Consider the following 11,611-nt stretch of genomic DNA (forward strand, 5'->3'; position numbering starts at 1 on the left):
CTGTCCCCTCACGATGGGCGGGCGCACGGTCTGCCGCCAGGCCTTCCATGGCCAGATGAGAAACGCGAGTGCTGACCCGCCCATCGCTACCGGAACCAAGCCTGACACTCGACCGACAGGCCCGGTAGAACCCATGAGATGTGCGCTCTACCGCGAGGCCATCGCCGCCGATGTCATCTGCCGGACGAACTCGGCCTTCCCCGCCAGATACGCGGGACGGTCGTGTTCGTCGGTGGCAGCCAGGGATGCCTTGAGCCGCTGGTAGTCGTCGCGCCAGGCCGCATCTCGTCGCAGGAGGTCCCGCACGGCCACCATCTGCCGGGCTGCCGGATGGCCCTCCAGCATCAGGTGAGCGTGGGCGTATCGCTGCTCGTCGATGATCAGTCGCCAGAACCAGCGCGCCGGGTCGCCGGCGAACGACCGGGGACGCTCCTCGTAACCGAGCTCCTGCAGGCCCGCCGCGGTGCTCGCCAGATCCTCCGGTGAGACGATGACCAGCAGGTCGATGCAGTCTTTCGCGGACAGCCCCGGCACCGCAGTCGAGCCCACGTGCTCGTGCTCCACAGTCGCACCATCGGGCAGGGCACCCTTTAGGGCCTTCTGCAGCGCCGAGTACCGCGCAGGCCAAGCTGGGTCGTAGGCGATGAAGTGCAGGTCGCTGATCACGCAGAAACCCTACGGCTGGGGCGAGTTCGGGCCGTTGAACCGATGACGGACCGGTATGACCGTTTCCGGCCGTTCGGGGGCTTCCCGGCAGAGGCAGCGGTGACTCGGACGGGCTCGGTGACCGGCCCCTGAGCCTGCCGAAGGGACACCGCGAAACGTCCCGTCATCGGCAGTTGAGGATGCTCACGCACCTCACGCATGACCCACCGCGGGCGGCCCAGGCTGCCGCCGGGCGGCCCAGGCTGCCGCCGGGCTGCCATGGGCAGCCACGAACCCTGCTGGGGCCCGTGAAGCGATGGGGCCCATGACGGCCAGATGAATTCTCGGGGTCGGGCCCGCAGGGTGGTGCCCCGGCCCGCGGGCAGCGTCGATAGCCTGTGCGAGGCACTCGCAACACCCCCTCGTCCCCGCGTGATGGAGATCCCATGCAGCACACATCTGCTCGCCGCCCCCTCGGCGCGGCCGCGACCTTGATGGCCCTCGGCCTGGCCGCCCAGACCGTCCTGGCCACGCCGGCCCTGGCCGCCAACGGCGCACCGGTCATCAACGAGGTCTACGGCGGCGGGGGCAACTCCGGTGCCACCCTCACCCACGACTTCGTCGAGCTCCTCAACCCCGGCACCACCGCCGTCGACCTGTCCGGCTGGAAGCTCAACTACTACTCCGCCGCTGGCAACCCCGGCGCCAGCTGCACCCTGACCGGCAGCATCGCCCCTGGCGCGCACTTCCTGGTGCAGCAGGCCAAGGGCACTGGCGGCACCCAGGCGCTCCCGACCCCCGACGTCACCTGCACCACCGCGATGAGCGCCACCGCCGGCAGCGTCGAGCTGGTGCGCGCCGACGGCACCGTGGTCGACCTGGTCGGCTTCGGCGGCGCGACGAAGGTGGAGGGCACCGCCGCCCCCGCGCCGTCCAACAGCACCTCGATCAGCCGCTCCGCCGGGGCCGACACCGATGTCAACCGGGCCGACTTCACCACCGGCGCCCCCAGCCCCGAGGGCCAGGGCGGCGTGGTCGACCCCGCACCCACCGATCCGACGCCCACCACCGATCCCACCCCCACCCCTGCCCGCACGGTCTCCATCGCCGAGATCCAGGGCACGGGCGATGCCACCCCGCTGGCCGGCCAGAGCATCACCACCACCGGCGTGGTGACCGCGAGCTACCCGACCGGCGGCTTCAACCGTTTCTACCTGCAGACCCCCGGCAGCGGCGGCACCGCCAAGGCGGCCGGCCAGGCCTCCGACGGCATCTTCGTCTACACCGGCAGCGCCCCCACGGTGGAGCCGGGCCAGTGCTGGACCGTCACCGGAATCCCGGCCGAGTTCAACAAGCTCACCCAGATCACCAAGCCCGAACTTGCCCCGGCCACGGACTGCGACCCGGTCGCGCCCACCGAGCTGGCCACCCTGCCCGCCACCGACGCGGACAAGGAGGCCTATGAGGGCATGCTGGTGCTGCCCAAGGGCGAGTACACGATCACCAACAACTACGCGCTCAACAACTATGGCCAGATCGGCCTGACTCCCGGTGGCGAGCCGCTGTGGGCCGCCACCGACCGCGTCGCCCCCGCCGAGGCGGCCGTCTTCGAGGCCGAGCAGGCCAAGCGCTACATCACCCTGGACGACGGCTCCAGCTGGGACTACCTGCGCAACACCACCGCGCAGAAGAGCCCGCTGCCCTACCTGAGCCAGGACGCGCCGATGCGCACCGACTCCCAGGTCAGCTTCACCCAGCCGGTCATCCTGGACTACCGCTTCCAGTGGAACTACCAGCCCGTCGACCAGATCGTCGGCGCCACCGACGCCAACGACCCGCTGTCCACCGAGAACGACCGTCCCACCGCGGCCCCGGCCGTCGGGGGAGACCTCAAGCTGGGCGCCATGAACGTGCTCAACTACTTCACCGACCTCGGGCAGGACGAGGAGGGCTGCGCCGGCTACAAGGACATCTACGGCACCCCCGTGGGTGCCAATGGCTGCACCGTGCGCGGCGCCCACACCCCGACCGCACTGGCCGACCAGCAGGCCAAGATCGTCGCCGCCCTGCAGATGCTCGATGCCGACGTGGTCGGCCTGATGGAGGTGGAGAACTCGGCCCGCTTCGGCCACGAGCGGGACGCGGCCCTCAAGACCCTGGTCGATGCCCTCAATGCCAAGGTTGGCGCCGGCACCTACGCCTATGTCCCCAGCCCGGCCGTGCTGCCTGCCAGCGAGGACGTCATCCGGACCGCCTTCATCTACAAGACCGCGAAGGTGACCCCCACCGACGCCTCGGTGGTGCTCGACAGCCCCGACTTCGCCAATGCCCGCCAGCCCCTGGGGCAGAAGTTCACCTCGGTGGCCAGCGGCGAGAGCTTCACCGTCGTGGCCAACCACTTCAAGAGCAAGGGCTCGGGCGTTGACGACGGCACCGGCCAGGGTCTGAGCAATCTCTCCCGCGAGGAGCAGGCCCGCGACCTGACCGCCTGGACCGAGCAGATGTGGCCCGGCGAGCCGGTCTTCCTGGTGGGTGACTTCAACGCCTACACCGAGGAGACCCCCATCACCATCCTCGAGCAGGCCGGCTTCACCGACCTGGTGCGCCAGTTCAACCCGGAGTCCACCAGCTACCAGTTCGGCGGACGACTGGGCTCGCTCGACCATGCGCTGGCCAATGCCGAGGCGCTGGAGATGGTCACCGGCGCCGATGACCTCAACATCAACGGCGACGAGTCGGTGGCCATGCAGTACTCCCGCCGCAACTACAACATCGTGGACTTCTACGCCCCGACCGCCTACGGCGCCAGCGACCACGACCCGGTGCTCGTCGGCATCAGGAGCGCCCCGCTGCCCACGCTCACCAGCGGCGTGAACAGCAAGTGGTTCTACTTCGACGTTGCCGGCGCCCAGAGCGGCGACAAGCTGCAGGTCACCGCCACCTGGAAGGGCAGGCAGCGCACCATCACCGTCGATGCCGCCAAGGGCTATGACTCGCCGCGCGAGCCCAGCTGGACCACCGCCTCGGCCGTCATCGTGCGCGACGGCACGGTGCTGGAGCAGACCCGGGTGACCATCAAGAACCCCAGCAAGTCGTGACACCAGCCCGGCGGCCAAAGGCCAGCTGAGGGAATGAGAAGGGCCGCAGGAAGTTGCTCCTGCGGCCCTTCGGCCGTCCACTACTGTTGGCACCATGACCGTCGCACTTGGCATGCCCGCACTCCCCGCGCCCGTCCTGGCCCCCCGTCGCCAGACCCGCCAGATCCACGTCGGCAAGGTGGGGGTGGGCAGCGACCACCCCATTTCGGTGCAGTCGATGACCACCACCAAGACCACCGACATCAACGCGACGCTGCAGCAGATCGCCCAGCTGACCGCGGCCGGTTGTGACATCGTGCGCGTGGCCTGCCCCAGCCAGGACGACGCCGAGGCGCTGCCGATCATCGCCAAGAAGTCCGCCATCCCGGTGATCGCCGACATCCACTTCCAGCCGAAGTACGTCTTCGCCGCCATCGACGCCGGCTGCGCCGCGGTGCGCGTCAACCCCGGCAACATCAAGAAGTTCGATGACAAGGTTGCCGAGATCGCCAAGGCGGCCAGCGACGCTGGAGTGAGCCTGCGCATCGGCGTCAATGCCGGCTCCCTCGACCCGCGCCTGATGAAGAAGTACGGCTCGGCCACCCCCGAGGCGCTGGTCGAGTCGGCCCTGTGGGAGGCGAGCCTGTTCGAGGAGATTGGCTTCAAGGACTACAAGATCTCGGTCAAGCACAACGACCCGATCACCATGGTCCAGACCTACCGCCTGCTGGCGGCGCAGACCGACGTGCCGCTCCACCTGGGTGTCACCGAGGCCGGCCCCGCCTTCCAGGGCACCATCAAGTCCACCGCGGCCTTCTCGATCCTGCTGGCCGAGGGCATCGGCGACACCATCCGCGTCTCCCTGTCGGCCGATCCGGTCGAGGAGGTCAAGGTGGGCACCAAGATGCTGGAGGTGCTCAACCTGCGCCCCCGCAAGCTCGACGTCGTCTCCTGCCCCGGCTGTGGCCGTGCCCAGGTGGACATCTGGGGCCTGGCCGACAAGGTCAGCGCCGGCCTGGAGGGCATGACCGCCCCGCTGCGCGTGGCCGTGATGGGCTGTGTCGTCAACGGTCCCGGTGAGGCACGCGAAGCCGACCTGGGCGTGGCCGCAGGCAATGGCAAGGGCCAGATCTTCATCCGCGGCGAGGTCGTCAAGACGGTTCCGGAGGAGCAGATCGTCGAGACCCTCATCGAGGAGGCGAACCGTCTTGCCGCAGAAATGGGCGAAGTGGGCCAGCCCCAGGTCCAGGTCAGCTGAGGTGGAGCGGGCCCGTCCCTCCTCCGGAGTACTGCGGGTACTGGACAACCAGGACCTCGACGAGGCCCTCGCCCTGCTCGACCGCAATCGGGTCGCCAATGTCTTCGTCCGCTCCCGCATCTCGCGGGCCGGCCTCGACCCCTGGCTGCTCGGATGCCAGGTGGTCGGCTGGGAGCGCGACGGCGAGCTGGTGAGCCTTGCCCACCTGGGCTCGAACCTGGTGGCGGTGGACGCCGACGCCGAGGCACTCGATGCCTATGTGCGCTATCTGGGACCGCACCGTCGTTCGGCCTCCATCATGGGTGTGGCAGAGCCCACCATCGCCCTGTGGGAGGGGTTGAGCCAACGCTGGGGAGGGCAGTGGTCCAGCGTGCGTGACATGCGGCCAGTCCAGCCCCTGATGGCGATCCGCGAGACCCCGCAGGTGGGCGTCGACGAGCGGGTGCGCCCGATCACGATGGCCGACTTCGACAGCTACTTCGAGGCCGCCGTGGCGATGTACACCGAAGAGGTGGGGGTGAGTCCGCTGGAGTCCAGCGGCAGTTACCGGCGCCACGTGCAGCGCACCATCGAGGAGCAGCGCGCCTTCGGCATCGTGGAGGACGGTCGGGTGGTCTACAAGTCCGACGTGGGCTGTGCCAGTGGTCAGGTCTGTCAGGTCCAAGGTGTCTGGATGCGTCCCGACCTGCGCGGCCGGGGCTTGGCGGCCGGTGCGATGGCTGGCGTGGTGGAGCTGTGTCGGGCCCGCTGGGGCACGGTGAGCCTGTACGTCAACGACTACAACTCCGTTGCCCTGAAGCTCTACCGGCGGGTCGGTTTCGAGCAGGAGGGGACGCTGGCCACCGTGCTCTACTGAGCGGGCCGGCAGGGTCCCGTCCGGCCACCTCGCGTCCCTGTTCGAGTGGCCCGCACACAAGGAGAGCACCTGTGCGGTCTCGGGGGGTTACCGCGCAGGTGCTTCAGGCCAATCATGCCGGAAAGGCCTCGCAATGCCAAGCCCGTAAGGAAAGTTGGACATCTTCCAGTCTGGGCCCGCGCGGAAGGTTGGAAGTCTGCCAGTCTGGGCCGGAGGATCCGTCCGGGACGCTGCGCAACGGGCAGGCGCGGCGGGCCTGTGGCGGATAGGCTTGGCCCGCTCCACGACGCCAGGCTGAAGGGCAGCCGAGGGTGTTCCTGGCAGGCGGACGTCACGTGCCGGTGGGGCAGGAGGAAAGTCCCGAATGATCTCCCGCATGAGTTCCCTGTTCGTCCGCACCCTGCGCGACGATCCGGCCGACGCCGAGGTACCCAGCCACCGCTGGTTGGTGCGCGCCGGCTACATCCGCCGCGTCGCGCCCGGCATCTACTCTTGGCTGCCGCTGGGACTCAAGGTGCTGCACAAGGTGGAGACGATCGTCCGCGAGGAGATGGATGCAATCGGGGCGCAGGAGGTCCAGTTCCCGGCCCTGCTGCCGCGCGAGCCCTATGAGGCCACCGGCCGCTGGGCCGAGTACGGCGAAAACCTCTTCCGCCTCAAGGACCGTCGCGGCGCCGACCTGCTGCTCGGCCCCACCCATGAGGAGATGTTCACCCTCATGGTCAAGGACATCTACAGCTCCTACAAGGACCTTCCGCTGTCGCTCTACCAGGTGCAGAACAAGTACCGCGACGAGGCCCGTCCGCGCGCCGGGATCCTGCGCGGGCGCGAGTTCGTGATGAAGGACTCCTACTCCTTCGACGTCGATGATGCTGGCCTGGAGGCGAGCTACCAGAAGCACCGCGAGGCCTACATCAGGATCTTCGACCGCCTGGGCTTCGACTATGTCATCGTGCAGGCCATGGCCGGTGCCATGGGCGGTTCCAAGAGCGAGGAGTTCCTCGCCGTGGCACCCAATGGCGAGGACACCTTCGTGCGCTCGCCCGGTGGTTATGCCGCCAATGTCGAGGCCGTCCGCATCGCCGCGCCCGAGCCGCAGCCGATCGAGGGCGCCCCCGCCGCACACGTCGAGCCGAGCCCCGGCGCGGACACCATCGAGACCCTGGTGGCCTGGCTGAACCGTGACCACGCCCGCAGCGACCGTGAGTGGACCGGCGCCGACACGCTGAAGAATGTGGTCTTCAAGCTGGCGCATCCCGACGGCACCGTCGGGGTCTTGGCCATCGGGCTGCCCGGTGACCGCGCCGTGGACGAGAAGCGTCTGGAGGCCGCGGTCGAGCCCGCCGTGGTGGAGCCCTTCACCGAGGAGGACTTCGCCGCCAATCCGCTGCTCCAGAAGGGTTACATCGGCCCCGAGGTGCTGGGCGAGAAGAACGCGTCCAAGGTGCGCTACCTGGTCGATCCCCGCGTGGTCGACGGCACCCGCTGGGTGACCGGCGCCAACCGCCACGAGCACCACGTCATCGACCTGGTCTGTGGCCGCGACTTCACGCCCGACGGTGTCATCGACGTCGCCGAGGTGCGGGAGGGCGATCCGGCCCCCGATGGTTCGGGACCGATGAGCCTGGCCCGCGGCATCGAGATGGGCCACATCTTCCAGCTCGGCCGCAAGTATGCCGACTCGCTGGGCCTGAAGGTGCTCGACCAGAACGGCAAGCTGGTCACCGTCACCATGGGCTCCTACGGCATCGGCGTCTCCCGCGCCGTGGCCGCGGTGGCCGAAGGCACCAGCGACGAGAAGGGCCTGAGCTGGCCCCGCTCGCTGGCGCCCTATGACGTCGAGGTGATGGCCACCGGCAAGGGGGCGGAGATCTTCGACTTCGCAGAGAAGCTCGCCACCGAGCTCTCCGAGGCCGGCCTGGACGTGCTCTACGACGACCGCAAGGCCAGCCCGGGCGTGAAGTTCGCCGACTCCGAGATCCTCGGCATGCCCACCACCGTGGTGGTCGGCCGCGACCTGGCCAATGGCCTGGTGGAGCTGCGTGACCGCGCCAGCGGCGAGAAGCGCACTGTCGCCAGCGAGGACGTCCTGGCCGAGGTGCTCAAGGAGGTTCGCGGCTGATGGAGTGGCGGGGCGGCCCCGGCCTCGATGAGCTGTCCGGCGCCCGGCGGCGCTGGCGCGACTGACGGGGGGCAGCCCGTGGGCACCGAGCTCGCTCTGGGCGTCGTGGCGATGCTCGTGCTGGCCGCCCTCGTCGCCGGCTGGATCGATGCCGTGGTCGGTGGGGGAGGACTGGTCCAGCTGCCCGCGCTGGTGATCGGAATGCCGGACGACACCCCAGTGGCCACCTTGGGTGGCACCAACAAGGTGCCGGCCAGCGCCGGCACCTTGATGGCGACCCTGACCTACCTGCGCACCGTCACCGTCGACTGGTCCAGCGCCCTGCCGCTGATGGCCACCGCCGGCCTCGGCTCGGTCTGCGGCGCCCAGCTGGCGCAGCACTTCCCCAAGCAGTGGTTCACGCCGCTGCTGCTGGTGGTCGTGCTGGTGGTCGGCGGCTACACGGTGCGACGACCACAGCTGGGGCTGCGCCAGGAGCTGAGGCACTCCTCGCGGGCCCACACGGGACGGATGGTGCTGATCGGTGGCGGCATCGGGCTCTATGACGGGCTGGTGGGCCCGGGAACCGGGACCTTCTTCACCATCGCCCTGGTCTCGGTGCTGGGCTACGGCTTCCTGCAGGCCACCACGCTGACCAAGCTCGCGAACCTCACCACCAATCTGTCCGCGATTGCCGTCTTCGCCCACAGCGGGCACGTGGTCTGGGGCCTGGCGCTGACGATGGCCGCCGCGAACCTGTGCGGTGGGCTGTTGGGCGCGCGCACCGCGGTGCGTCGGGGCAATGCCTTCGTCCGCAAGGTCTTCCTGGTGGTCATCGCCCTGCTGGCGGCGAAGCTGGCGCTGGACAGCGTGCAGCTGCTGCTGTGAGCCCTGGAGGTCCGGACGCGGGCTGTGGGCGTTGCCCGGACCGGCCGGTTCAGGCGCTCGCGGCACTCCATCCCGGCCAGACCGGCAGCGGCGCCCCGAGCTGGTCCAGGCGAGCGGCCTGGCCCCGGGCCATCCCCAGGGCGCGCTCCCGTCGGGCACCGGCAGGGCTGGCGCCCGCCAGCCGGGTGGCGGCATCGAGCACGAGGGACTCCAGCTGGGTCCAGGTGGCCAACACCGAGCGGGCGTCGGTGAGCGGGCCGGGCATCCGATAGGACAGCTCGGCCGGGGGTACCGCCGCCCCGGCCTCGACGATCCACTGCGCCACCTGGTCGCGAAGCTCCATGGCCCGCGGGAGGCGGGTGCGCCCGTCGGTGGCGCGCGCGTCGGTGGGACGCACCTGGCCGCATCCCACCTGTAGGCCCTCCACCAGCGCGCGCAGCCGACTGAGCAGCACCTGCAGCGATTCGGTCTCGGTGCCCGGTGCCGCCGTGGACGGGTCCATCGTCACGGCGGCCACGCCCCAGGCGGTGGGAGCGGCCTGGCAGAAGACCGCCAGGGATGCCAGCAGCAGGGCCGGAGGGCCGGCCGGGGTGCGGCCGAGCGCGGCCAGGTGCTGGGTGTGCGCCGAGGCCTCCTGCGCGGCCAGCTGCTGGGCGGCAGACGTCCAGTCCTTCCCGACCGGCGCCCGAGCCGGGGTGGCAGAGGGCTGCACCACCAGGCTGCTGCGCAGGAGCTCGGCATGGGCACCGTGGGCCGCGGCGAGGGCTCGCAGACGGGCCTGCTGGGGGCCCGGGACGGCCAAGGCCTTCGCGTGGTCGAGCACCGCACGGGCCTGGGTTGCCAGGGACTGCTCGAGGAGCAGGGCCCGCTCGGCCTGGGGGTCGGTGCTGGGGCTGGCACTGGCCCGGCTACCGCGTCCTGCCCGGGGCTCCACGGTCGGGGAGGCCACGCATCCGGTGGTGCCTGCCAGTGTGGTGCCGGCCAGTGCGGTGGCGAGCAGGGCCCGGCGGGTGGGGCGCAATCCAGTCTCGGGGGCGGGCGGCATGAGCACGATCCTAGTGGGGTGGGCCGCGTGAGCCGGGGCGGTCGTCGCCAGCCGGTAGGATTGACGGGATCCTTCGCCCCCGGCGGGGGATCGTGCGCATCGGGCAGTGCCCGTGCCGCAGGAAGCCGACCACAACTTCATCCAACACAACTGGATCACAACTGGAAGGTGGCAAGACGTGAAGGAAAGCGTCGTGACGCCCATCATCACCCCGGTCCTGGCCCACCACGGGCTGGAACTGGACTCCCTCGACATCATCCCCGCCGGCAAGCGCAAGGTGCTGCGCATCACGGTGGACGGCGACGGCCCCCTGGGGCGCGGTCCACTGCTCGACGACATCGCCGCCGCCACCCGCGACATCTCCGACGAGCTGGACGCCTCGCCCGATATCGGCGATGCGCCCTTCACCCTCGAGGTGAGCTCCCGCGGCGTCGGCAAGCCGCTGACGCAGGCCAAGCACTTCCGCCGCAACACCGGCCGTCTGGTGCTGGCCATCCTGCTCGACGGCAGCCAGGTGCGCGGTCGCATCACCGATGCCGACGAGACCCGCGTGGTCGTGGCGCTCGAGCCCGAGCCGGGCAAGAAGCTGCCCAAGGATGCCCCGACCAGTCGCGAGCTGACCCTTGACGAAATCACGAAGGCCACCGTGCAGGTGGAGATGAACCGCAAGTCCGATCCCGAGCTCGACGAGCTCGGCGATGACGAGGATGCGGACGAGGAGGAGAACTGATGGACATCGACATGGCTGCCCTGCGGGCGATCGAGCGCGACAAGGAGATCCCCCTGGACTATCTGGTCCAGGCCCTCGAGGACGCGATGCTCAATGCCTATGACAAGACCCAGCACGCCATCCGCGGCGCACGGGTCGAGCTCGACCGCAAGAGCGGACGGTTCGCGGTCCTGGCCCCCGAGAAGGACGAGGGGGGCCAGACCGTCGGCTGGTACGACGACACCCCGCGCGACTTCGGTCGCGTGGCCGCCTCCACAGCCCGCCAGGTGATCTTCCAGCGACTGCGCGAGGCCGAGGACGAGCGCAAGTACGGCCACTTCGCCGCCAGCGAGGGCGACATCCTGCTGGGAACCGTCCAGCAGGACCGGGACTCGCGCACCATCCGGGTGGCCCTGGGCGACAAGATGGAGGCCATCATGCCGCTGGCCGAGCAGGCCCCCGGCGAGGAGTACACGCACGGCAAGCGCCTGCGCGTGTTCGTGGTGAGCGTGCGACGCGAGGCCCGCGGACCCCAGGTGGTCGTCTCGCGCACCCACCCCGGGCTGGTCAAGAAACTCTTCGCCCTGGAGGTGCCGGAGATCGAGCAGGGCGTGGTGGAGATCAAGGAGATCGCCCGCGAGGCCGGTCACCGCACCAAGATCGCCATCGTCAGCCACAATCCCGACGTCTCGGCCAAGGGTGCCTGCATCGGCCCCATGGGCCAGCGCGTGCGGGCGGTGATGAGCGAACTGAATGACGAGAAGATCGACATCATCGACTGGTCGGAGGACCCGGCCGAGTTCGTCGCCCAGGCCCTCAGCCCGGCCAAGGTGAGCAAGGTGACCGTGGTCGACGCGGCCGCCCGCGCGGCCCGCGTCGTGGTTCCCGACTACCAGCTGAGCCTGGCCATCGGCCGGGAGGGGCAGAACGCCCGCCTGGCCGCCCGGCTGACGGGCTGGCGCATCGACATCCGTTCCGACGCCGCCCCGCAGAACTGACGGCAGGACCGGTGGGCCAGGGGCTGCGAGACCT

9 protein-coding genes are annotated in these 11,611 nt (G+C 69.9%); 7 read left to right on the plus strand and 2 right to left on the minus strand.

The window, feature by feature from the left end; all coding sequences use genetic code 11:
- Positions 1 to 147 precede the first annotated feature (147 nt).
- A complete protein-coding gene (locus ACHFFZ_RS07290; protein WP_394275987.1) occupies positions 148 to 666 on the minus strand; it encodes a GrpB family protein in 519 nt (172 codons plus the stop codon).
- Positions 667 to 1,091: 425 nt separating this feature from the next.
- Between ACHFFZ_RS07290 and ACHFFZ_RS07295 the strand changes: the two genes are divergently transcribed.
- The 5 genes from ACHFFZ_RS07295 to ACHFFZ_RS07315 all read left to right on the plus strand — a co-directional run bounded on the left by ACHFFZ_RS07295 (position 1,092) and on the right by ACHFFZ_RS07315 (position 8,825).
- A complete protein-coding gene (locus ACHFFZ_RS07295; RefSeq protein WP_394275988.1) occupies positions 1,092 to 3,743 on the plus strand; it encodes an ExeM/NucH family extracellular endonuclease in 2,652 nt (883 codons plus the stop codon).
- A 94-nt stretch (positions 3,744 to 3,837) separates the two neighbouring features.
- A complete protein-coding gene (ispG, locus tag ACHFFZ_RS07300) occupies positions 3,838 to 4,980 on the plus strand; it encodes a flavodoxin-dependent (E)-4-hydroxy-3-methylbut-2-enyl-diphosphate synthase (RefSeq protein WP_394275989.1) in 1,143 nt (380 codons plus the stop codon).
- Between the two features lies 1 nt (position 4,981).
- Positions 4,982 to 5,836 (plus strand): GNAT family N-acetyltransferase, encoded by an 855-nt coding sequence (locus tag ACHFFZ_RS07305; protein WP_394275990.1) that lies wholly within the window; start codon positions 4,982 to 4,984, stop codon positions 5,834 to 5,836.
- A gap of 376 nt (positions 5,837 to 6,212) precedes the next feature.
- Entirely contained in the window at positions 6,213 to 7,958 is a 1,746-nt protein-coding gene (locus ACHFFZ_RS07310; RefSeq protein ID WP_394275991.1) for a proline--tRNA ligase, read from the plus strand.
- Between the two features lie 78 nt (positions 7,959 to 8,036).
- Positions 8,037 to 8,825 (plus strand): sulfite exporter TauE/SafE family protein, encoded by a 789-nt coding sequence (locus ACHFFZ_RS07315; RefSeq protein ID WP_394275992.1) that lies wholly within the window; start codon positions 8,037 to 8,039, stop codon positions 8,823 to 8,825.
- A 49-nt stretch (positions 8,826 to 8,874) separates the two neighbouring features.
- Here the strand turns inward: ACHFFZ_RS07315 and ACHFFZ_RS07320 are convergent, their stop codons facing one another.
- Positions 8,875 to 9,870, minus strand: a complete 996-nt coding sequence (locus ACHFFZ_RS07320) for a hypothetical protein (protein WP_394275993.1) — start codon at positions 9,868 to 9,870, stop codon at positions 8,875 to 8,877.
- A gap of 193 nt (positions 9,871 to 10,063) precedes the next feature.
- Between ACHFFZ_RS07320 and rimP the strand changes: the two genes are divergently transcribed.
- On the plus strand, positions 10,064 to 10,600 hold the full coding sequence (gene rimP / locus ACHFFZ_RS07325) for a ribosome maturation factor RimP (RefSeq protein ID WP_394275994.1): 537 nt from the start codon (positions 10,064 to 10,066) through the stop codon (positions 10,598 to 10,600).
- The gene (nusA, locus tag ACHFFZ_RS07330; protein WP_394275995.1) at positions 10,600 to 11,577 is read left to right on the plus strand and encodes a transcription termination factor NusA; all 978 of its coding nucleotides are present in this window, start codon (positions 10,600 to 10,602) and stop codon (positions 11,575 to 11,577) included. The genes rimP and nusA overlap by 1 nt, the downstream gene beginning before the upstream one ends.
- Positions 11,578 to 11,611: the final 34 nt, after the last annotated feature.

This window comes from Luteococcus sp. (genome assembly GCF_043424415.1).
GTDB lineage: Bacteria > Actinomycetota > Actinomycetes > Propionibacteriales > Propionibacteriaceae > Luteococcus.